Below are 23,754 nucleotides of genomic sequence, written 5' to 3'. Positions count from 1 at the left end.
AGGCGAACATGATCAATGAAACACTGGCTCGCCTTAGGTCACTGCGACTGACCGGAATGGCAGATGCCCTCAATCAACAGCTGGACCAGCCGGGCACCTACAGTAGCCTTAGCTTTGAAGAACGACTGTCGTTGCTTACTGAGCAGGAAGAAACAGAGCGAAACAATAAACGTCTGGCTCGGCTGCTCAGAAGCGCCCGGTTTAAACTGGCTGCCCGGATACACGACATTGACTATGAACACCCCAGAGGTCTCAAACAGAACCAGATGGCCAGCCTGTCTGGAGGAGGCTGGCTTGACCGGTACAGGAACCTGTTGATCACCGGACCTTGTGGTTCCGGTAAGAGCTACCTGGCCTGCGCCCTTGGGCACATGGCTTGTCTGAAAGGCTACAGTGTCCGGTACTATCGGATGTCCAGGCTACTGGATGAACTGATCCTTGCCCACGGTGATGGCAGCTACAGCAGGCAGTTGAAACAACTGGCAAAAGTAGACTTGCTGATTCTGGACGACTGGGGCCTGGAACCACTGACGCAGCAACAAAGGAACGATCTGCTGGAAGTCATGGATGACAGGCACGAGCAAGGTTCCACGTTGGTTACCAGTCAATTGCCCACCCGGAAGTGGCATGCCAGCATTGGTGATGAAACTCTGGCCGACGCCATTCTTGACCGGCTTATGCACAATGCCCACCGGATTGAACTCAAAGGCGAATCCATGCGCAAAAAGCTTGGAAAATTGGACGCAGTTGAACACCTGGTCTAAAAATCACACTGGGCAATGTGTAAGGAGTTCAGGGTGTTCAAATGAAACAGAATAGGTGTTCAAGTTAACCAGAATACGCAACAGGTGATAATGAACGCATCGAATTCTTTGGAAAACAAAAGGATGGCAGCTGGTTAGCCAATGGGATGCTGAACTTTAAATTATATGCAAGGGCTCTAATAGAAGGCAAAGCAGGTGAAGATGTTGCTGGTTTTAATACAACGGCATTCAGTCCGGACAGTCAATATTTTATTGCCTGTTTTCATGATGCCGGGGACGATGACAGCGACTGGCCAATTTATGTAAAGGATTTCTTTATCATTGTTTTTAGCCTTGACGATAACGGTCAATGGACTGAGACGATAAAAATCACCAAGCATCAACGGCAGCCAACCAACACAGTATTACTGGAAGCAACCTTCAGTCCCGATAGCCGATACCTGGTTGTTCATGGTGAAAGCGGCTTGGATATCTGGCATTTAACGAACGACAACCGTCATGTAACTGAACTAAAAGATCATGAAGGCTTCCACAAGGAAATAATAAATCCTTTTCCGGAATCAACGGTAACATTCAATCCCTGCTCCTCAGCATTTGTGCTGCTTCAGGAGGGATATGCAATGGTTTGGCATTTGAATGACTCCGGAATGTGGGATTGTCAGTACAGCTTTACTTATCCGTATGGCAGGATAGGTCTTCGCAATGAAGACAATTCCACTGTCCATCCTATCCAGAAGGTCAGTCCGGACGGAAAATCAATTGTTTGTACTGACGATCGGGGGAGGTTGGATATCCGGGTACAAAAGCAATACGGTGAATGGACCCGGCAAACTCCTGGTTTTCAATTCTGTGATTTGGTTTTTAATCAAGGGGGCTACCTTTTAGCCGGTCTTCCTGTTGACGACAGATCTTGCCTGATTGTGCTGGGCATAACCCCGGATGGCATCTGGCAGGAAAAGGGTCGCCTGCAAGCGGAGGGCAACATTATCCGCTTCAACTTCAGCCCTTCCGGTCACTCTATAATGGTCCGATCCAGGGATGGGGGCCGGAAAATCCTTTCTTTTTGGCAGATAGAACGACAATCTGACAGGCAACAAGCAATGAATTCACCAAATTCTCAGAATTCTGTTTATGCCAGCTAATTTTGAGAAGATTTTCCTTAATTCTTTAATGACAGGGTTTATCATGTTAATAACTGCTGCACCGAAAGAAATTTGTACATCTTCTCTGTGTGAAACGAACCCGGTTATTCCTGAACAATCTGCTCATTTCCACAGTCGAAGCATTACTATGTTACCAACGGAATTATTGTTTCACATAGCCAGTCATTTATCACTTAAGGAAGTGAGTAGTTTGGCAATGGTTTCCCGAAGGTTGCACTTGGTAATGTGCGAACATGGATTAACCAGAATTCTTCAGTACTACGGGAATCTGAGCAAAAATGAACAGCAGTTTTACCAGAATCTGAGTATTGCCAACCCACCACTGATTCATCAGCTGCAAACCTCAAAAATGTCAATCATTGCCGGGCAATCTCAATGCACTGACAATCTTCCAGCAATCTGTGCATATCACGCTTATCATTTGCGCAATGAAACCACTAATGCCAAATCCCTTGATTTTGTACTAAATAAGTCATTTGTCAGAGAAGAGCATATTAGTGATTACTCTCTCAATAGTAATCACAGTCGTTTAATCATTAAAGATCATGGTAATTTCCAGCTTTCAATCTGGACGGCAGGAAACAATGGTTCCTGGAACAGAGAGTTCACCATTGAGCTTCTCCGTTTCCCCGATTGCTTTGCAAAAATGGGTAAATCTCATGTCGATACTATTGCTATACCTGTTGATCCTCCCTTTGCTGATGCTGATGCTGATGCTGATGCTGATGAGCCTGTGTATCCAAAGCATGGTGCTAAAGATGATTTACTAGCGTTTATTCAACGGGATGAAAGCGGCTCCTGGAATGAAACTCAGCGAATGACTGTCGAAGCGCTTTTTTCCAACACTTGTGGTAGGCAAGATACTAATTTTAGAAATTTCTCTTATAAGGTTTCACCCGACGGCAAATCTCTGATCTACTCTGATCCTGATCTTTATGTTCACAGATTTTTCATTCTTGGGCAGGAATTGGATGGCCAATGGGCCATCAAAGGTGATTTTCCATGGAGCGGTAACAAGAAATTCAGCCCGGATAGCAACCATATTGCCTTAGGTGAATCATCATCTATCAGATTCCTTGGAAAGCAAAAGGATGGCAGCTGGATAACCACCGGGATACTGGAATTTAAATTTTATGCAACGACTTTAACTGAAGCCGGAATGGATGAGGATATTGTCGGTTTTAACACCACTGCATTCAGTCCGGACAGTCGACATTTTGTTGCATGTTTCGATGACGCTCAGGAAGATTGCGCTGATATGCCAATTTATGTAGATGATTTCTTTGTCGTTGTTTTTAGTCTTGGTGATGATGGTCAATGGTCTGAAGCGATAACAATGACCAAACATCAGCTGCATTCAACCCAAGAGATGTTGCTGAATGCAACCTTCAGCCCCAATAGCAGGTATCTGGTTATTTATGGCGAACACGGTTTGGATGTCTGCCATTTAACAGATGACAACCGTTGGGAGACTGAATTGCAATATTACCAATTGCCTCCCACAGGCTTCGAATCCTGGCTAGAACCTGAATCAATGGTGAGATTCAATACCTGCTCCTCGATATTTGTTCTGTTTCTGGAGGGAGATGCCATGGTTTGGCAATTGAATGACTCCGGGGTGTGGGAGTGCCAACACAGGTTTACTTATCCGACGTCCAGTATAAAATATCGCTTTTATGGCCCCCCCAATGATTACACTATCCAGAAGCTCAGCCCGGACGGAAACACGATTGTTTTTACTGATAGTCGTTGGAGGTTAAATATGTGGGTGCAAAAGCAACACGGTGAATGGACCCTACAAACTCCAGCCCCTGATTTGCTATTCTGTGATTTGTTTTTTAATCAAGGGGGCTACCTTTTAGCCGGTCTTCCTGTTAACGACAGAACTTGCCTGATCGTGCTGGGCATAACTCCGGATGGCATCTGGCAGGAAAAGGGTCGCCTGCAAACGGAGGGCAACATTATCCACTTCGACTTTAGCCCTTGCGGTCATTCTATAGCGGTTAGCTATAGAATGAGAAACCAGAAAATACTGTCCTTTTGGCAGATAGAATCGGAGCCTGGCAAGCAACCAGAAATGAATTCACCACATTCTCAGAATCCTGCCTTTGCCAGCTGATTTTGAGCAGATTTTTTCTTAATTCTTTAATGACAGGGTTTATCATGTTAATACCTGCTACACCGAAAGAAATTTGTACATCTTCTCTGTGTGAAACGAACCCGGTTATTCCTGAACAATCTGTTCATTTCCACAGTCGAACCATTACTATGTTACCAACGGAATTATTGTTTCACATAGCCAATCATTTATCACTTAAGGATGTGAGTAGTTTGGCAATGGTTTCCCGAAGGTTGCACTTGGTAATGTGCGAATATGGATTAATCAGAATTCTTCAGTACTACGGGAATCTGAGCAAAAATGAACAGCAGTTTTACCAGAATCTGAGTATTGCCAACCTGCCACTGATTCATCACCTGCAGACATCGAAAATAGAAATCGTTGCCGAGCAATCTCAACACACTGACAATCTTCCGGCAATCTGCGCATATCATGCTTATCATTTGCGCAATGAAACCACTAATGCCAAATCCCTTGATTTTGTACTAAATAAGTCATTTGGCAGAGAAGAGTATATTAGTAATCACTCTCTCAATAGTAATCACAGTCGTTTAATCATTAAAGATCATCGTAATTTCCAGCTTTCAATCTGGACGGCAGGAAACAATGGTTCCTGGAACAGAGAGTTCACCATTGAGCTTCTCCGTTTCACCGAGTGCTTTGAAAAAATGGGTAAATACCATGGCGATACTATTGTTATACCTGTTGATCCTCCCTCTGCTGGTGCTGGTGCTGGTGCTGGTGCTGGTGCTGGTGCTGATGAGCATGTGCATCCAAAGCATGGTGCTAAAGATGATTTACTGTCGTTTATCCAACGGGATGAAAGCGGCTCCTGGGCTGAAACTCAGCGAATGACTGTCGAAGCACTTTTTTCCAACACTTATGGTAGGCATTTTAGATATTTCTATTATGAGGTTTCACCCGACGGCAAATCTCTGATCTATTCTGATCATGATCGTGACAGATTATTGATTCTTGGCCAGGAATTGGATGGCCAATGGGCCATCAAAGGTGATTTTCCATGGGACAATGACAGGAAATTCAGCCCGGACAGCAACCATATTGCCTTAGGTGAATCATCAACTATCAGTTTCTTTGGCAAACAAAAGGATGGCTGCTGGATAGCCACCGGAATACTGGAATTTGAATTTTATGCAACAACTCTAACTGAAGCCGGAATGGATGAGGATATTGTCGGTTTTAACACCATTGCATTCAGTCCGGACAGTCGACATTTTGTTGCATGTTTCGATGATGCTCAGGAAGACTTCAGTCTTTTGCCAATTTATGTAGAGGATTTCTTTGTCGTTGTTTTTAGTCTTGGCGATGATGGTCAATGGTCTGAAGCGATAACAATGACCAAACATCAGCTGGGTCCAACCCAAGCGACGTTGCTAAATGCAACCTTCAGCCCCAATAGCAGGTATCTGGTTATTTATGGCGAACACGGTTTGGATGTCTGCCATTTAACAGATGACAACCGTTGGGAGACTGAATTGCAATATTACAAATTGCCTCCCACAGGCTACCACTCTTCCTGGTCAGAACCCGAATCAACGGTGCGATTCAATACCTGCTCCTCGTTATTTGCTCTGTTTCAGGAGAGATATGCCATGGTTTGGCAATTGAATGACTCCGGGGTGTGGGAGTGCCAGCACAGATTTACTTATCCCACTCTAAGTTATCACCTATCTGGCCCCTCCATTGATTACACTACCCAGCAGCTAAGCCCGGACGGAAACACGATTGTTTTTATTGATCTTCGTTGGAGGTTAAAGATGTGGGTGCAAACGCAACACGGAAAATGGACCCGGCAAACTCCAGCCCCTGGCTTGCAATTCTGTAATTTGATTTTTAATCAAGGGGGCTACCTTTTAGCTGGTCTTCCTGTTAACGACAGATCTTACCTGATTGTGCTGGGCATAACCCCGGATGGCATTTGGCAGGAAAAGGGTCGCCTGCAAACGGAGGGCAACATTATCCACTTCGACTTTAGTCCTTGCGGTCACTCTATAGCGGTTAGCTATAGCGTGAGAAACCAGAAAATACTGTCCTTTTGGCAGATAGAATGGGAGCCTGGCAGGCAACCAGCAATGAATTCAACAAATTCCAGGAATCCTGCCTATACCAGCTGATTTTGATCAGATTGCTTCCTTAATGATTTAAGGACAGGGTTTATTATGTTAATACCTACTACACAGAAAAAACCTTGTTTATCTGTTCTGAGTACAGCGAATCCGGCTATTCCTGAACAAGCCGCTCAATTCCACCATCGGGGCATTGCTCAGCTTCCGACGGAATTGCTATTGCACATTACCAGACATTTGTCACTTAAAGATGCGTGTAATTTGGCTCTGACTTCCCGGAGGATGCACGCTGTACTGGACGAATATGGATTGTTTGAAGTGGTTCGGCCCTATGGAAGTCTGAGCAAAAATGAACGGCTATTTTACCGGGATCTGAGTATTACCAACCCGCAACTGATTGATCATCTGCGAAAATCGAAAATAAAACTCATTGCCAGGCGAGCTGATTGCACTGAGAGTCTTCCGGCAATTTGCGCACATCACGCTTATCATTTACGCCATCAAATCACCAATACCGAGTCCATTAATTTTGTGCTAAAAAAATCGTTTGGCCGGGAAGAAAACATTAGTGATTACTATCTCAATGATAATCACAGTCGTTTGATCATTAAAGATGATCGTAACTCTCAGTTGTCTATCTGGACGACGGAAAATAAGGGTTCCTGGAGCAGGGAATTTATTATTGAAAGCCACCGGTTCTTCAAATGCTTTCACAGCATTGATCGATACCATGGCAATACCGTTTTTATACCTGCTGATCCTCCCTCCGGTCCTTGGAATTATTTCTCAAGGTATGGTGCTAACGATACTTTTCTGTGGTTTATCCAACGGAATGAGAGCGGTAACTGGGCTATACGTCAGAAAATGACGGTTACCGATCTTTTTCCCAGTGTTGCTGATGCTTGTGGTGAGCAAGATACTAATTATAACTTTTTTGTACGCCAGCTTTCACCTGACGGCAAATCACTGCTCTATTCCAAAGCCACCGGCAATTGCTTGATTCTTGGCCAGGAATTGGATGGCAAATGGGCTATCAAAGGTTGTTGTCCATGGAGTAGTGAAAATATTTTTAGTCCGGATAGCAATCATATTGCCATAGGTGATGAATGCATCAAATTCTTTGGCAAGCAAACGGATGGCAGCTGGTTAGCCACCGGGATACTGGACTTTACATTTTATGCAACGGCTCTGATAGAAGGCAAAATTGATGAAGATATTGTTGGTTTTGAAACAACGGCATTCAGTCCGGACAGTCAACATTTTGTGGCCAGTTTCAGTGATGCCGGTAAAAATTGCTGCAACTTGCCAATTTATGTGAAGGGTTTCTTTATCATTGTTTTTAGTCTTGGCAATAACGGTCAATGGTCTGAAGTGATAAAAATCACCAAACATCAGCAGCGTCCAGCCAACAGAACGTCACTGAAAGCAACCTTCAGTCCCGATAGCAAGTACCTGGTTGTTCATGCTGACAGCAGTTTGGATATCTGGCATTTAACGGATGACAACAATTGGGTGGCTGAAATAAAGGATCATGAATATTTTCAGCAAACAAAGCGTTATTTGCCTGACTCTACAGTGACCTTTAATGCCAACTCCTCTGTATTTGTGTTGTTTAGGGAGGGAGATGCAATGGTTTGGCAATTGAATAGCTCCGCAGTGTGGGAATGCCAGCACCAGTTTACTTATCTTTATAACAAGAGAAATTATCGCTTTTATGGAAACTTCACGGTTACCTCTATCCATAAGGTCAGTCCGGACGGCAACACGATCGTTTGTACTGATGATCGGGGGAGGCTGAATATCCAGGTGCAAAAGCAATACGGTGAATGGACCTGGCAAACCCCGGACGGTGATTTACGAATCGGTAAACTGGTTTTTAATCAAGAGGGCTACCTTTTTGCCGGCCTCACTGTTGATGACAGATCGTGCCTGGTTGTGCTGGGCATAACCCCAAACGGCATCTGGCAGGAAAAGGGGCGCCTGCACGCGGAGGGCAACATTAAGGACTTCAACTTTAGCCCTTGCGGTCATTCTATAATGGTCGAATCTTTGGATGGATATCAGGAAATCCTCTCTTTTTGGCAAATAGAGCAGGAGTCTGCAGGCAACATACAATGAAAAGTGGCTTTTAAAGCCCTGAAGCCAATTTCAGATGTGGAATTTCGGGACGAACCTTTTAATCAAACAAACAATCAAACTTTTACCTTAACCGTCTAATGACAGGCTTTATCATGTTAATGCCCACCACACAGGAAAAAACCTGTGCATCATTTCTCAGTGAAACGAATCCGGAGATGCCTGAACAATCTGCACAATTCCACAGTTGGACTATTGCCAAGCTACCACCGGAATTATTGTTGCAAATTTCCAGGTATTTACCATTAAAGGATGCGTATAACCTGGCACTGGCTTCCCGAAGGATTTACACGGTGCTGGATAAACATGGATTGTTTGAAGCTGCTCGGTACTACGGACGTCTGAGCAAAAATGAACAGCTTTTTTACCGAAATCTGTGTATTGCCAACCCACAACTGATTCATCATCTCAGGACATCAAAAATACCAATCATTGCGGAGCAATCTTATTTTACTGAAAATCTACCGGCAATCTGTGCATATCACGCTTCTCAATTACGCAGTGAGACAATCCATGCCCAATCCCTTAATTTTGTGTTGAAAAACTCATTTAACAGTGAAGATCGCATTATTTCTTACAGCCTCAATGACAATCACAGTTGTTTGATCCTTCAGGCTTCTAATAACTGTAACTACAACTATGACTATACTGTCTTGACAGCAGAAAATGATGGTTCCTGGAGCAGGGAAATCACCATTACTCGTCGCAGTTTACACAGTTGCTTTAACGGTATTGAACTGTTCAATGGCAATACTCTTTTTATGCCTGTTGATCCTCCCTCTTCAGGTGGTTTGGTATTTGGCCACTACGGTGCCAAGGATGCTTTACTCTCTTTTATCCAACGGGATAAGAGCGGCGACTGGTCTATAGCACAGCGAATGACTGTCGAGAATCTTTTTCCCCATGGTGATTGTGGTGGGCAAGATATTTTTTCTACCCGTATCCGTTATCAGATTTTGCCCGATGGTAAATCACTGATTTATCATGGCTATCCCACCAATTCCACCATTCTTGGCCAGAAACCGGATGGCCAATGGGAGATCAAGGGCTATTTCCCACGCAGTAAATGGAATAGTTTCAGCCCAGACAGCAAACATATTGTCATAAATGATTTCGACGAAGAAACCCGTATTAAAATCTTTGGAAAGCAAAATGATGGCAGCTGGAAAGCCAATGGGATACTGGACGCTACAGTTTACGCAAATGCTGAGGCAGCATCAGAAATACATTCCTTTTTTTTTGGTTTTGGTACAATTGAATTCAGCCCGGACAGCCAACATATGATTACATCTTTCAAAGATACGTGGCAAAGCTCCACTAATAAAACACATTTTTTAGAGGCTAACTTTGTTATTGTTTTTAGTCTTGGTGATAACGGTCAGTGGACTGAAGCAATCAAAATCCCCAGACCTCAGCATCGTCTAATCCGAGGTAGGCCACTGGAAGCAACCTTCAGTCCCAATAGCAGGTATCTGGTGGTTCATGGTGGAAGCAGTTTTGATATCTGGCATTTAACGGATGACAACCGTTGGGTGCCGGACATAAAAGATCATGGGTATTTTCACAATGAATTCCATCTTTGGTCTCAATCAACAGTGAAATTCAATACCGACTCCTCTTTATTTGTGATGCATCGGGAGGGGGCTGCAATGGTTTGGCAATTGAATGGCTCCGGAGTTTGGAACTGCCAGCACAATTTTACTTATCTGCATGAACCGGATTTTTTTCCCCCTGCCGGAAACTCCACTTCTGCCACTGTCCCAAAGCTCAGTCCGGACGGAAACACGATTGTTTGTACTGATGATCGGGGAAGGCTGAATATCCGGGTACAAAAGCAACACGGTGAATGGAGTCAGCAAACCCCGGACGGTGATTTACGAATCAGTAAACTGGTTTTTAATCAAGGGGGCTACCTTTTTGCCGGCCTCACTGTTGATGACAGATCGTGCCTGGTTGTGTTGGGCATAACCTCGGATGGCTTCTGGCGGGAAAGGGGTCTCCTGCAAACGGAGGGCGACATTACCGACTTCAGGTTTAGCCCTTGCGGTCACTCGATAATGGTCGAATCCATATCTATGGATAGAGACCATAAAATCCTGTTTTTTTGGCAGATAGAACGTGAGCCTGGCGAGCAACCAATAATGAATTTACCGGATTCTTAGCATTGAAAGAAAAACAACGCCCGAAGATACCACCTTTCGACTGAGCAGCCGGACATCATTTGTTGTATATATTGGGGGTTTCAAACGGTCCATCACAGCCAAGTTCGGGATGCTTGCCCGGATGAGAAAGAAAGAACTCATGCATTCTGGCAAAGTCTGAAGGAATATCGCCGGACATGGACATGGGTGTGCCCATGATGACTTTTCGCTTCTGAAAGTCGAAGGCAATGGGTACAACCGGAACGCCTGCGCCATTGGCTATATGATAAAAGCCGGTTTTCCACTTTTGTACTTTTGACCGGGTACCCTCAGGTGCAATAACCAGCACGAAGTGATCACAGTTTTTGATCTCTGTGATGGCCTGATCAACCCGATTAATGGATTTATCCCGCTCAATCGGAATACCACCCAACCGGCGCATCAACATACCAAGAGGCCAGAAGAACAGTGAGTGTTTGGCAAAAAACCTGACACGTATACGGGTTATCAGCTTAACAGCAACCCCGATGACAAAATCCCAGTTTGATGTGTGATGAGCGACGATGATCACGTATTTATTGAGGTTGTCCGGCAGGCTTCCTGCAATTTTCCATCCTCCGAGTAACCACAGGACAAAGCGTCCAAAGCCAATCTTGAGCCGGTTTTCAGGAAGGTAGTTGCTGGTGAAAGACGATTGCATAGTAAATCAGGCAAAGCAGAAAAGTGCCGGAGTATGTCACTTTTGATTGACCGCGTCAGCTGGTAAATACCTTTTTACCACTCGGTAAATGAGTCCTATGTACTCATTATGGTGTAATTTGGGTGGTAATAAAGTTTCATGTGCTAAAGTAGATTTACTTTACCCTTTGCATATTCTGGTAACTCTTGAACACTCATTCTGGTAACACTTGAACACCCATTCTGGTAACACTTGAACACCTATTCTGGTTTCTTTTGAACACTTTTTGATGATTTCCAGAATCACCGTTCAAGCTTCCAGAAACGCTGTTCAACAGACCATAAACCGGTCTAATACAGCTAACAAATATCTTCTTATGCATTGATTTTCCATAACTTTGGCCGTTCTTATCTGTACCAAGAGAGGGAACCGGCCATGACAGAAAACAGGATTACCATGCGTAAGCTACTAGAAATACTCCGGATGCGGTTTGGCAGCCAACTCAGCTTCCGACAAATTTCCCGCAGTGTACGGGTCAGTGTGGGGACGGTATCCAACTACGTTAAGGCCTTTCAGGAATCGGAATTAAGCTGGCCCCTGGCAGAGGATATATCTGAGCCTGAGCTTATTCAGGCGCTGTTTCCCGATGCCTCGATAGCCAATCGAAAAGGGTTGATTGATCCTGACTGGGCTGAGGTGCATCAGGAACTGAAGCGCAAGGAAGTGACCAAACAACGACTCTGGGAAGAATACTGTCAGGCCCACCCCCTCAATGCCTACAGCTATGCCCAGTACTGTCACCGTTACAATCAGTGGCGTGGTTGTCAAAAGCGATCTATGCGACAGCTGCACAATGCAGGTGAAAAGTTATTTGTTGATTATGCCGGGCCAACCATGCCAATCATCAACCCGGACACCGGCGAAATTGCCCACAATGCCCAGATATTTGTGGCAGTGCTGGGAGCGTCCAACTATACCTACGCTGAAGCGACTCTGTCACAAAAAACAGAGGACTGGCTGGGGTCTGCATATTCTGGTAACTCTTGAACACTCATTCTGGTAACACTTGAACACCCATTCTGGTAACACTTGAACACCTATTCTGGTTTCTTTTGAACACTTTTTGATGATTTCCAGAATCACCGTTCAAGCTTCCAGAAACGCTGTTCAACAGACCATAAACCGGTCTAATACAGCTAACAAATATCTTCTTATGCATTGATTTTCCATAACTTTGGCCGTTCTTATCTGTACCAAGAGAGGGAACCGGCCATGACAGAAAACAGGATTACCATGCGTAAGCTACTAGAAATACTCCGGATGCGGTTTGGCAGCCAACTCAGCTTCCGACAAATTTCCCGCAGTGTACGGGTCAGTGTGGGGACGGTATCCAACTACGTTAAGGCCTTTCAGGAATCGGAATTAAGCTGGCCCCTGGCAGAGGATATATCTGAGCCTGAGCTTATTCAGGCGCTGTTTCCCGATGCCTCGATAGCCAATCGAAAAGGGTTGATTGATCCTGACTGGGCTGAGGTGCATCAGGAACTGAAGCGCAAGGAAGTGACCAAACAACGACTCTGGGAAGAATACTGTCAGGCCCACCCCCTCAATGCCTACAGCTATGCCCAGTACTGTCACCGTTACAATCAGTGGCGTGGTTGTCAAAAGCGATCTATGCGACAGCTGCACAATGCAGGTGAAAAGTTATTTGTTGATTATGCCGGGCCAACCATGCCAATCATCAACCCGGACACCGGCGAAATTGCCCACAATGCCCAGATATTTGTGGCAGTGCTGGGAGCGTCCAACTATACCTACGCTGAAGCGACTCTGTCACAAAAAACAGAGGACTGGCTGGGGTCTCATGAACGGGCCTTTGAGTTCTTTGGTGGGGTGCCAGAAATTGTTGTGCCAGACAACCCAAAGTGCGCAGTTATCAAAGCCTGTCGGTACGAGCCGGATCTCAACCCATCATACCAGCACCTGGCTTGTCACTACCAGGTGGCAGTCATTCCGGCACGCCCCTACAAACCCAAAGACAAGGCCAAAGCAGAAGTCGGTGTACAGGTAGTGGAGCGGTGGATACTGGCCAGGCTTCGTCATGAAATGTTCGTAACTATTCAGCACTGAGCAAAGGCATATTACAGTAATTCCGAACAGCTCTATGAAGTGATTGATATATGTCCATTCCCTGTTTTCTGGCAGACGACAAATAGCTGCGAATCCGTGCAAACATAGAACCACCGTCTGCACTCCTGAAGCAGCCTGAGATTTTCTGCTTTAACTTGACCATTCGAACATCCCGCTCACTGCCATTGTTATCGAAGGGAATGGTAAAATCTGACATGAAGCGCAGTGTCTCAGCCTTGAACTCAGTGAGTCGTTTGAAGAGATTGTAAGCTTTAGTATTCTTGACTTTCTTGCGCTTAAGCTCCTCTCGTTGCTTCTCCATATAGACGACTTCTTTCATTAGAGCCCGCTGAAGCAACCGGTCATAAATCTTCTCGATTCGTTCACAGACAACACTTGGCATCTGTAGCATACCTATGGTCTTAAAGCCCTTGCAGTAATGCCAGGAAAGCCTCAGTAGCTTCATCAATCGCAACGCCAGTTGATTGCTGTCCCTATCAACAACACCCAAAAGCTCCCTCAGGTGATGGGCATTGCAAAGTACGTGAGTTGCCGCATATGCAAAATAGGATTTCCAATGATCATGAACCAGAACGCCTGCAAATGTTAGCAGTATGCCCATCGTGTCCATGGCCTCACGACCTCGCTTTTCAGACAAGTAGTAGAGCGTCCATTGTTCATCCCGCATAACGTGTAGCCAGTGCAAAGAGCCCTCGGCCCGCATACCCGTTTCATCGGCTCCGGCAACAGACGATTCCCGCAAGGCGTCACGAATAACCTCTTCAGTAGAAGCCAGATTTTCATAGGTTCTGGCCACAAAATTGGCGACAGTGCCTGCACTTACACTCATTTTATAGAGAGTATTAAAATACTCTGACACGCGCTTAAAAGGCAGGAAATGGTATTGGTTAAGATAGACGGCCATAGCCTGTGTGGCTGAGCCATATTGTGCGGCAGCGGTAACACCTTCCGGGAATTCAGCCTGATTCCGACAACCACAAGTGCAGATTTTTACTTCAGCTCTATGGGCCGTTACTTCAAATTCACCCGGTCTCCCTGGTTCAAACACCTGTCGTTCAATATATTTGACCGGCTCACTATCAAGAAGAGACGCCTGACATTTATTGCATTCTTTAACCGGAAGGTACTCAATATAGTCAGGGATATCGACCTGTTTAAGACAAGTGCCCTGATGCCCTTTCTTTCCACCGGCTTTATTACCAGAAGACTGTCTCAGACTTTTAGGATTGGGTTTTTCATCCGATGGATCGGTACCTTTATCTGCGGAAAGGTCGTCAGAATGATCTGGAGAATTACTGTTTTTACAAGGTTTTTGATAACCATCAGACGATGGCGGCTTGCTGCTGTTTTGACTGTTCTTGCCAACCTTTTCTTCCAATTCTCGACATCGCTCTTCCAGACAGGCAACTCTCATCCGCAGCTCTGCATTCTCTTTCAAGAGAATCTCAGCCGACATAGTTGCGGGTAGTTCTGGAATCATGCTGGCGAATATTGTGGAAAAATGGTGCTTAAGAGGATGGTATAAAAATCAGAAAATTCCAGATTTATGTGGGGGTGCTGAACAGTTACAAATGTTCTTTACCCTGGCAGAGCTGAACCTGCGGATACGTGAGCTGTTAATCGAACTGAACCTGAAGCCCTTTAAGCAGTTGCCAGGAACGCGACGTAGTGCGTTTGAACAACTGGATGAACCAGCCCTCAAGCCACTGCCGAAGCAATCTTTTGTGTTCGCTGAGTTTATCAAGGCCCGGGTGAATGTGGATTATCATATTATCTGCAAGGGGCACGCCTACTCGGTTCCCCATCAGCTTGCCAGGCAGGAAGTAGAAGTACAGGCGACTGAGCACTGCGTCACGATCTACGCTAACGGTAAAGTGGTGGCCAGCCACGCTCGCAAGCACACACGTGGATTTACGACGTTAGCAGTTCATATGCCGGAACGACATCGTCACCATCAGGATTGGACGCCTGAGCGTTTACTTAACTGGGCTAACGACATTGGTCAGGAAGTCTATTGTTTTATTCAATCACTGCTGGATAGCAAGGAGCATCCTGAACAAGCCTATCGAGCTTCATTGGGGCTGCTAAACCTGCAGCGGGAATATGGAACTGAACGACTCAACAACGCCTGCGCCCATGCCAGGAACATCGGGGGTTATCGGTTAAAAAATGTCCGATCAATCCTCCAGTCAGGCAAAGACCTGATGCCATTGGAGCCACAGTTAAAACAAACGACAGGTCCCTTGCATGATGATCACGAAAATATTCGTGGCGCTATTTGCTATCAATAACCGGAGGCGAACATGATCAATGAAACACTGGCTCGCCTTAGGTCACTGCGACTGACCGGAATGGCAGATGCCCTCAATCAACAGCTGGACCAGCCGGGCACCTACAGTAGCCTTAGCTTTGAAGAACGACTGTCGTTGCTTACTGAGCAGGAAGAAACAGAGCGAAACAATAAACGTCTGGCTCGGCTGCTCAGAAGCGCCCGGTTTAAACTGGCTGCCCGGATACACGACATTGACTATGAACACCCCAGAGGTCTCAAACAGAACCAGATGGCCAGCCTGTCTGGAGGAGGCTGGCTTGACCGGTACAGGAACCTGTTGATCACCGGACCTTGTGGTTCCGGTAAGAGCTACCTGGCCTGCGCCCTTGGGCACATGGCTTGTCTGAAAGGCTACAGTGTCCGGTACTATCGGATGTCCAGGCTACTGGATGAACTGATCCTTGCCCACGGTGATGGCAGCTACAGCAGGCAGTTGAAACAACTGGCAAAAGTAGACTTGCTGATTCTGGACGACTGGGGCCTGGAACCACTGACGCAGCAACAAAGGAACGATCTGCTGGAAGTCATGGATGACAGGCACGAGCAAGGTTCCACGTTGGTTACCAGTCAATTGCCCACCCGGAAGTGGCATGCCAGCATTGGTGATGAAACTCTGGCCGACGCCATTCTTGACCGGCTTATGCACAATGCCCACCGGATTGAACTCAAAGGCGAATCCATGCGCAAAAAGCTTGGAAAATTGGACGCAGTTGAACACCTGGTCTAAAAATCACACTGGGCAATGTGTAAGGAGTTCAGGGTGTTCAAATGAAACAGAATAGGTGTTCAAGTTAACCAGAATACGCAGGGTCTCATGAACGGGCCTTTGAGTTCTTTGGTGGGGTGCCAGAAATTGTTGTGCCAGACAACCCAAAGTGCGCAGTTATCAAAGCCTGTCGGTACGAGCCGGATCTCAACCCATCATACCAGCACCTGGCTTGTCACTACCAGGTGGCAGTCATTCCGGCACGCCCCTACAAACCCAAAGACAAGGCCAAAGCAGAAGTCGGTGTACAGGTAGTGGAGCGGTGGATACTGGCCAGGCTTCGTCATGAAATGTTCTTTACCCTGGCAGAGCTGAACCTGCGGATACGTGAGCTGTTAATCGAACTGAACCTGAAGCCCTTTAAGCAGTTGCCAGGAACGCGACGTAGTGCGTTTGAACAACTGGATGAACCAGCCCTCAAGCCACTGCCGAAGCAATCTTTTGTGTTCGCTGAGTTTATCAAGGCCCGGGTGAATGTGGATTATCATATTATCTGCAAGGGGCACGCCTACTCGGTTCCCCATCAGCTTGCCAGGCAGGAAGTAGAAGTACAGGCGACTGAGCACTGCGTCACGATCTACGCTAACGGTAAAGTGGTGGCCAGCCACGCTCGCAAGCACACACGTGGATTTACGACGTTAGCAGTTCATATGCCGGAACGACATCGTCACCATCAGGATTGGACGCCTGAGCGTTTACTTAACTGGGCTAACGACATTGGTCAGGAAGTCTATTGTTTTATTCAATCACTGCTGGATAGCAAGGAGCATCCTGAACAAGCCTATCGAGCTTCATTGGGGCTGCTAAACCTGCAGCGGGAATATGGAACTGAACGACTCAACAACGCCTGCGCCCATGCCAGGAACATCGGGGGTTATCGGTTAAAAAATGTCCGATCAATCCTCCAGTCAGGCAAAGACCTGATGCCATTGGAGCCACAGTTAAAACAAACGACAGGTCCCTTGCATGATGATCACGAAAATATTCGTGGCGCTATTTGCTATCAATAACCGGAGGCGAACATGATCAATGAAACACTGGCTCGCCTTAGGTCACTGCGACTGACCGGAATGGCAGATGCCCTCAATCAACAGCTGGACCAGCCGGGCACCTACAGTAGCCTTAGCTTTGAAGAACGACTGTCGTTGCTTACTGAGCAGGAAGAAACAGAGCGAAACAATAAACGTCTGGCTCGGCTGCTCAGAAGCGCCCGGTTTAAACTGGCTGCCCGGATACACGACATTGACATTGACTATGAACACCCCAGAGGTCTCAAACAGAACCAGATGGCCAGCCTGTCTGGAGGAGGCTGGCTTGACCGGTACAGGAACCTGTTGATCACCGGACCTTGTGGTTCCGGTAAGAGCTACCTGGCCTGCGCCCTTGGGCACATGGCTTGTCTGAAAGGCTACAGTGTCCGGTACTATCGGATGTCCAGGCTACTGGATGAACTGATCCTTGCCCACGGTGATGGCAGCTACAGCAGGCAGTTGAAACAACTGGCAAAAGTAGACTTGCTGATTCTGGACGACTGGGGCCTGGAACCACTGACGCAGCAACAAAGGAACGATCTGCTGGAAGTCATGGATGACAGGCACGAGCAAGGTTCCACGTTGGTTACCAGTCAATTGCCCACCCGGAAGTGGCATGCCAGCATTGGTGATGAAACTCTGGCCGACGCCATTCTTGACCGGCTTATGCACAATGCCCACCGGATTGAACTCAAAGGCGAATCCATGCGCAAAAAGCTTGGAAAATTGGACGCAGTTGAACACCTGGTCTAAAAATCACACTGGGCAATGTGTAAGGAGTTCAGGGTGTTCAAATGAAACAGAATAGGTGTTCAAGTTAACCAGAATACGCACCCTTATCTTCTTACTGTCATTGACCGGAAAACTTTCCCTCCGGCTGTTTCTGGATACTTGCTCTGGGTACTTAGAGGCACAGTTATGAACTCCCCCACGACGCCATCAAATACGCCATCGAAGGCAAATGATCGCTGGTCTTCTGCTATTCAACAGCTGGCAGAAAGTGCCGGCGTTGGATTGAATGGCTCGCATCCGTGGGATATCCAGGTGCATAACCCCGGCTTTTATCAACGGGTTGTTCAGGATGGCATCGTGGGGCTGGGCGAGAGCTACATGGAAGGCTGGTGGGAATGTGAAAGGCTGGATCAGTTATTCACCCGTTTAGTGGAAGCACACCTCAATGAAAAGATGCCACAACAACTCTCTGTTCTGCTCAGTCTGATCTGGGCACGCCTTGCCAATCTGCAATCAAGGCAGCGGGCCTGGATCGTTGGGGAGGAGCATTATGATCTGGGCAATGACCTGTTTGAGGTTATGCTGGATTCGAGGATGCAATATTCCTGTGCATACTGGAAAGAGGCGAATACGCTTGAAGAGGCTCAGGTAGCCAAACTGGATTTGATCTGTCGAAAGCTGGATCTCAAACCGGGAATGAAACTACTGGATATCGGCTGTGGCTGGGGAGGCCTGGCAGAGTTTGCCGCCAGTCGATACGGCGCATCGGTGGTAGGTATCACCATTTCAAAAAAACAGCATCAACTGGCTCGCACTCGATGCAAAGGGCTTGATGTTGAAGTCCGGCTCCAGGATTACCGGGACCTGAATGATACATTTGATCGTGTTGTCTCCGTTGGTATGTTCGAGCACGTTGGGCCACGTAACTACGATACTTTTTTCCAGACAGTGAGAAAGGTTCTATCCGACAGTGGTCTTTTTCTTTTACACACCATTGGTTCTCTGCAGAGTGATTTAAGTGTTAATCCATGGATCGAGAAGTATATTTTTCCTAATGGCTGCCTGCCCTCAATGCTGCAAATCGCCAGGAGTACCGAGGGCCTGTTTGTTACTGAAGACTGGCATAATTTCGGTGCTGATTACGACCTGACGCTGGTGGCATGGGAAAAACGTTTCCAGGCCGGGTGGCCAGAACTCAAAGGCAATTAGTAACTGTTCAGCACCCCCACATAAATCTGGAATTTTCTGATTTTTATACCATCCTCTTAAGCACCATTTTTCCACAATATTCGCCAGCATGATTCCAGAACTACCCGCAACTATGTCGGCTGAGATTCTCTTGAAAGAGAATGCAGAGCTGCGGATGAGAGTTGCCTGTCTGGAAGAGCGATGTCGAGAATTGGAAGAAAAGGTTGGCAAGAACAGTCAAAACAGCAGCAAGCCGCCATCGTCTGATGGTTATCAAAAACCTTGTAAAAACAGTAATTCTCCAGATCATTCTGACGACCTTTCCGCAGATAAAGGTACCGATCCATCGGATGAAAAACCCAATCCTAAAAGTCTGAGACAGTCTTCTGGTAATAAAGCCGGTGGAAAGAAAGGGCATCAGGGCACTTGTCTTAAACAGGTCGATATCCCTGACTATATTGAGTACCTTCCAGTTAAAGAATGCAATAAATGTCAGGCGTCTCTTCTTGATAGTGAGCCGGTCAAATATATTGAACGACAGGTGTTTGAACCAGGGAGACCGGGTGAATTTGAAGTAACGGCCCATAGAGCTGAAGTAAAAATCTGCACTTGTGGTTGTCGGAATCAGGCTGAATTCCCGGAAGGTGTTACCGCTGCCGCACAATATGGCTCAGCCACACAGGCTATGGCCGTCTATCTTAACCAATACCATTTCCTGCCTTTTAAGCGCGTGTCAGAGTATTTTAATACTCTCTATAAAATGAGTGTAAGTGCAGGCACTGTCGCCAATTTTGTGGCCAGAACCTATGAAAATCTGGCTTCTACTGAAGAGGTTATTCGTGACGCCTTGCGGGAATCGTCTGTTGCCGGAGCCGATGAAACGGGTATGCGGGCCGAGGGCTCTTTGCACTGGCTACACGTTATGCGGGATGAACAATGGACGCTCTACTACTTGTCTGAAAAGCGAGGTCGTGAGGCCATGGACACGATGGGCATACTGCTAACATTTGCAGGCGTTCTGGTTCATGATCATTGGAAATCCTATTTTGCATATGCGGCAACTCACGTACTTTGCAATGCCCATCACCTGAGGGAGCTTTTGGGTGTTGTTGATAGGGACAGCAATCAACTGGCGTTGCGATTGATGAAGCTACTGAGGCTTTCCTGGCATTACTGCAAGGGCTTTAAGACCATAGGTATGCTACAGATGCCAAGTGTTGTCTGTGAACGAATCGAGAAGATTTATGACCGGTTGCTTCAGCGGGCTCTAATGAAAGAAGTCGTCTATATGGAGAAGCAACGAGAGGAGCTTAAGCGCAAGAAAGTCAAGAATACTAAAGCTTACAATCTCTTCAAACGACTCACTGAGTTCAAGGCTGAGACACTGCGCTTCATGTCAGATTTTACCATTCCCTTCGATAACAATGGCAGTGAGCGGGATGTTCGAATGGCCAAGTTAAAGCAGAAAATCTCAGGCTGCTTCAGGAGTGCAGACGGTGGTTCTATGTTTGCACGGATTCGCAGCTATTTGTCGTCTGCCAGAAAACAGGGAATGGACATATATCAATCACTTCATAGAGCTGTTCGGAATTACTGTAATATGCCTTTGCTCAGTGCTGAATAGTTACGGCAATTACAGTCGCTCGTTTTATCGAATGTTCCGATACTATCTGTTGTCCTGTGCCGGAGGATTCCGGGCCAGGGATCTTCAACTCTGGCAGATTGTGTTTAGCCCTCATGGAGTGCCCGGCGGTTTGAGGGTTCCCCGATAAGTAGACTGTTATGCCCGGTTATGATTAAAGCCTCAAAAACATAACCTCAAAAACGTCGATAGCAGCTTCTTCGAAGATTCCACGAATAAGGTCAACCATCCTGAAGCCAGCCATTACGGAGAGAGATATCAACCTGCTCAAGGACATAACGCCACAGCCTGGGTGCCAGGCTCTCCAGATACTGATTCCGTCTCAACACCTGGCTACGGGTAACCTGATACTTCGCCCAGGTTCCCCCCTCACTGTCCATATTCTGAATCACGGGTAAGAGACAGTCCATGGCTTTGGCAAAGCGGGCATCCGGGCTATCTACCTGCTCAAACTCAAGCCAGAGCGCTCTGAACTCATCCGCCTGCTCCCGGGGCAGTAGCCCAAACAGGCGCTCTGCCGCCTGCATTTCTTTGGCTCCCTGGCCAGCCAGCTCGGCAGTCCCGGCAAATGCAAAGGTGTCGCCTGCATCAATTTCGACAATGTCATGCAGCAGCAACATCTTAATCACACGGCCAATATCGACCGGCTCTTCAGCGTACTCTTTCAGCGTCATCGCCTGTACAGCGATATGCCAGCTATGTTCGGCACTGTTCTCCTGTCGGCTGTTATCAGGCTTTACCATGGTTTTTCGATAAACCGCCTTAAGTTTATCCAGTTCCCTGATAAAAACCAGTTGCTGCTCAAGCCTTGAGGAAATGACAGACATAAATTTTGAACCATATTACGAATATGTAATCTAAGAGAACGAATCCTAACAAAACACTAAGCTTTCAGCTAACAATTAGCATAAAAATCAAGAAGGTAAAAAGTCAGCCAGCAAGTACAACCGATCGAGTAGAACATTCAGAATACTTTATACATTACCGAATTCACCATCTGGTATTCCCTGATGATCTCATCTATTGCCTTAGCAACCAGGACTCCCTGTTCTCACAGTCTCACTCCATTGAACCTGGATCACAACGATGGAATATCTGGAGATAGTTCAAGTACATCAACTGAAACTTCCACAGACACTAACCTGCCTGCAGAGCAAAGCGGTGCGCTATCCGTTAGAAAGTGTGAGGTCATCAAAACCACAGAAACATTCATAGCCAAGGTAAAACGTCAAGGTAAGCGCTTGCTTTCAACAGTTCCTGAAGCTCTGTGCACGCCGCTAAAAGTCTGTAACACTTTATTGCATGTCGGCATTTTTGCCGGTTATTACGTCACAGTAATGACCATTACCGGTATTGGAGCTCTTACCGGAGCTATGGCAGGTGTCTGTGCAAAAGTAAAAGCCAGCCTTACACTCTCCCCGACAGAAAAATCAATTAAACAATACACCGTCAGTTATCGACAAAAGGTATTTAAATGGCTGGCTCTGCCTTATGAGAAACTGCCCGACATGGTTATCGGTTCAGTATTTCCTGTGATTACAAGCATCACTCTTTTTATCTTTGAAACGGTAGCTATTCCGGGAAAACAAATCCCGATGAGTGTGTATGAACAAGTTTACAGCGCCACTTATCAAGCGACCAAACCCTATAAGTCTGTCACCGATATGACCGTAAATCTGTTCAATGCTACAAAAGGATGGATTCAGAATTAAATAAAAACCGGGGGCTTTAATTTCACCCCCACACAACAGCATCACTACCCTTGTTCCAGTAATCGCCGAAGGTCAATAATCGCCGCATTTGCCCGGGAAACATAATTCGCCATGACCAGAGAGTGGTTGGCCAGAAAACCAAAGCCGGAGCCATTCAGAATCATCGGGCTCCAGACGGTATCCTGAGTAGCCTCCAGCTCGCGGATAATCTGTCGGACACTGACGGTGGCATTTTTCTTGGCCAGAACGTCGGCGAAGTCCACTTCTATAGCCCTTAGCAGATGTATCAGGGCCCAGGAAGTCCCCCTGGCCTCATAGAAAACATCATCAATCTGCGACCATGGTGTTTTGACATCAACCAAAACCGCACTATCCGTCGATTGAGTAGCCCCACTGTCCCCCGAAAGGTCAGTGTTCAAACGCGGTTTACCAACACTGGCGCTCAGACGCTGGGAAAGGCTGCCCAGACGTGTCTCCACATCCCCCAGCCAGCGAGTCAGATTATCTGCCCGGGCATAAAATTGCGCCGGGTCATTGGGGTCTGATAAGCGGGTCATATAGCTTTGCAGCTTGTTAATGCCCCGCTGATATTCCCGCTCGCTGGAAGGCAGAATCCAGCTTTTGGCATCAAAATTAAACTGTGGCTCGGCAACCGCCAGGTCCGGGTCTTCTCTTGACTGCGACTGAGAGCGACTGAAGTCCTTGCGCAGTGCCCGGGCCATATCCCGCACTTGAATCAGAACACCGATCTCCCAATTGGGCATATTATCCATCACTACGCTTGGTGGCATGATGTCATTACGCAGGAAACCTCCCGGCTTATTCAGAAGCGTATCCGCCAGGGTGTAGAGCGTTGCTGTTGTGGTATAACCAGTGACAACATTCTGGGCATGATCAGTCGCCAGCTTTTCTGCATTGGCCTTTACTGAAAACAGGTCTGGTTCCTGACTCCAGTACCAGCCAATCAGAGACAGAAGCAGAATCAGAATGCCAACACCAATAAACAGGGCTTTACCATAAGTAAAACCCAAACTATTCCGGGTACCCGACTGAAAAGCCGCTTTAATCTTTTCCAGCGCCATAATCTCCTCGTTCGTCACCGCTCAGACTT

At 46.7% G+C, this 23,754-nt stretch carries 18 protein-coding genes and 2 pseudogenes; 16 read left to right on the top strand and 4 right to left on the bottom strand.

The window, feature by feature from the left end:
* The first annotated feature begins 8 nt into the window (after nt 1-8).
* The 6 genes from istB (MJO57_RS06035) to MJO57_RS06010 all read left to right on the top strand — a co-directional run bounded on the left by istB (MJO57_RS06035) (nt 9) and on the right by MJO57_RS06010 (nt 10,431).
* Nucleotides 9-764, top strand: coding sequence for an IS21-like element helper ATPase IstB (gene istB, locus MJO57_RS06035; protein ID WP_252017309.1), 756 nt, complete (start codon nt 9-11; stop codon nt 762-764).
* 146 nt (nt 765-910) lie between these two features.
* On the top strand, nt 911-1,906 hold the full coding sequence (locus MJO57_RS06030) for a hypothetical protein (protein ID WP_252023733.1): 996 nt from the start codon (nt 911-913) through the stop codon (nt 1,904-1,906).
* Nucleotides 1,907-1,949: 43 nt separating this feature from the next.
* Nucleotides 1,950-4,046, top strand: coding sequence for an F-box protein (locus tag MJO57_RS06025; RefSeq protein ID WP_252023731.1), 2,097 nt, complete (start codon nt 1,950-1,952; stop codon nt 4,044-4,046).
* Nucleotides 4,047-4,090: 44 nt separating this feature from the next.
* On the top strand, nt 4,091-6,181 hold the full coding sequence (locus tag MJO57_RS06020; RefSeq protein ID WP_252023729.1) for an F-box protein: 2,091 nt from the start codon (nt 4,091-4,093) through the stop codon (nt 6,179-6,181).
* Nucleotides 6,182-6,226: 45 nt separating this feature from the next.
* Nucleotides 6,227-8,251, top strand: a complete 2,025-nt coding sequence (locus MJO57_RS06015; protein ID WP_252023727.1) for an F-box protein — start codon at nt 6,227-6,229, stop codon at nt 8,249-8,251.
* A gap of 113 nt (nt 8,252-8,364) precedes the next feature.
* Nucleotides 8,365-10,431 (top strand): F-box protein, encoded by a 2,067-nt coding sequence (locus tag MJO57_RS06010; RefSeq protein WP_252023726.1) that lies wholly within the window; start codon nt 8,365-8,367, stop codon nt 10,429-10,431.
* Nucleotides 10,432-10,486: 55 nt separating this feature from the next.
* Here the strand turns inward: MJO57_RS06010 and MJO57_RS06005 are convergent, their stop codons facing one another.
* Entirely contained in the window at nt 10,487-11,110 is a 624-nt protein-coding gene (locus MJO57_RS06005; RefSeq protein ID WP_252023724.1) for a 1-acyl-sn-glycerol-3-phosphate acyltransferase, read from the bottom strand.
* 435 nt (nt 11,111-11,545) lie between these two features.
* Between MJO57_RS06005 and MJO57_RS06000 the strand changes: the two genes are divergently transcribed.
* Complete coding sequence (locus MJO57_RS06000; protein WP_252023722.1) at nt 11,546-12,136, top strand: hypothetical protein; 591 nt, start codon at nt 11,546-11,548, stop codon at nt 12,134-12,136.
* Between the two features lie 225 nt (nt 12,137-12,361).
* Nucleotides 12,362-13,210 (top strand): annotated as a pseudogene (istA, locus tag MJO57_RS05995) (IS21 family transposase); the annotation flags it as partial.
* Here the strand turns inward: istA and MJO57_RS05990 are convergent.
* Entirely contained in the window at nt 13,206-14,696 is a 1,491-nt protein-coding gene (locus MJO57_RS05990) for an IS66 family transposase (protein ID WP_256493324.1), read from the bottom strand. The pseudogene istA and the gene MJO57_RS05990 sit on opposite strands and share 5 nt — an antisense overlap.
* A gap of 22 nt (nt 14,697-14,718) precedes the next feature.
* Between MJO57_RS05990 and MJO57_RS05985 the strand changes: the two genes are divergently transcribed.
* The 7 genes and pseudogenes from MJO57_RS05985 to MJO57_RS05955 all read left to right on the top strand — a co-directional run.
* Nucleotides 14,719-15,531, top strand: a complete 813-nt coding sequence (locus MJO57_RS05985; RefSeq protein WP_252022256.1) for a hypothetical protein — start codon at nt 14,719-14,721, stop codon at nt 15,529-15,531.
* A 12-nt stretch (nt 15,532-15,543) separates the two neighbouring features.
* Entirely contained in the window at nt 15,544-16,299 is a 756-nt protein-coding gene (gene istB, locus MJO57_RS05980; RefSeq protein ID WP_252017309.1) for an IS21-like element helper ATPase IstB, read from the top strand.
* Between the two features lie 131 nt (nt 16,300-16,430).
* Complete coding sequence (locus tag MJO57_RS05975; RefSeq protein WP_252023720.1) at nt 16,431-17,348, top strand: hypothetical protein; 918 nt, start codon at nt 16,431-16,433, stop codon at nt 17,346-17,348.
* A 12-nt stretch (nt 17,349-17,360) separates the two neighbouring features.
* Nucleotides 17,361-18,122, top strand: a complete 762-nt coding sequence (gene istB / locus MJO57_RS05970) for an IS21-like element helper ATPase IstB (protein ID WP_252023718.1) — start codon at nt 17,361-17,363, stop codon at nt 18,120-18,122.
* A 165-nt stretch (nt 18,123-18,287) separates the two neighbouring features.
* Nucleotides 18,288-19,310 (top strand): cyclopropane fatty acyl phospholipid synthase, encoded by a 1,023-nt coding sequence (gene cfa, locus MJO57_RS05965; RefSeq protein ID WP_252023716.1) that lies wholly within the window; start codon nt 18,288-18,290, stop codon nt 19,308-19,310.
* 88 nt (nt 19,311-19,398) lie between these two features.
* Nucleotides 19,399-20,913, top strand: a complete 1,515-nt coding sequence (locus tag MJO57_RS05960) for an IS66 family transposase (protein WP_252017330.1) — start codon at nt 19,399-19,401, stop codon at nt 20,911-20,913.
* Between the two features lie 10 nt (nt 20,914-20,923).
* Nucleotides 20,924-21,061, top strand: a pseudogene (locus tag MJO57_RS05955) (cyclopropane-fatty-acyl-phospholipid synthase); the annotation flags it as partial.
* A 91-nt stretch (nt 21,062-21,152) separates the two neighbouring features.
* Here MJO57_RS05955 and MJO57_RS05950 read toward each other — a convergent pair.
* Nucleotides 21,153-21,758 (bottom strand): HD family hydrolase, encoded by a 606-nt coding sequence (locus tag MJO57_RS05950; protein WP_252023714.1) that lies wholly within the window; start codon nt 21,756-21,758, stop codon nt 21,153-21,155.
* Between the two features lie 183 nt (nt 21,759-21,941).
* Here MJO57_RS05950 and MJO57_RS05945 point away from each other — a divergent pair, with 183 nt between their 5' ends.
* Nucleotides 21,942-22,643, top strand: a complete 702-nt coding sequence (locus MJO57_RS05945; protein ID WP_252023712.1) for a hypothetical protein — start codon at nt 21,942-21,944, stop codon at nt 22,641-22,643.
* Nucleotides 22,644-22,687: 44 nt separating this feature from the next.
* Here MJO57_RS05945 and MJO57_RS05940 read toward each other — a convergent pair whose 3' ends face one another.
* Complete coding sequence (locus MJO57_RS05940) at nt 22,688-23,725, bottom strand: DUF2333 family protein (RefSeq protein ID WP_252026964.1); 1,038 nt, start codon at nt 23,723-23,725, stop codon at nt 22,688-22,690.
* Nucleotides 23,726-23,754: the final 29 nt, after the last annotated feature.

Source organism: Endozoicomonas sp. SCSIO W0465 (assembly GCF_023716865.1).
In the GTDB taxonomy this organism is placed as follows: Bacteria; Pseudomonadota; Gammaproteobacteria; order Pseudomonadales; family Endozoicomonadaceae; genus Endozoicomonas.
Note: the sequence above shows the minus strand (reverse complement) of the source record. Positions and strands in the feature narration are given on the sequence as shown.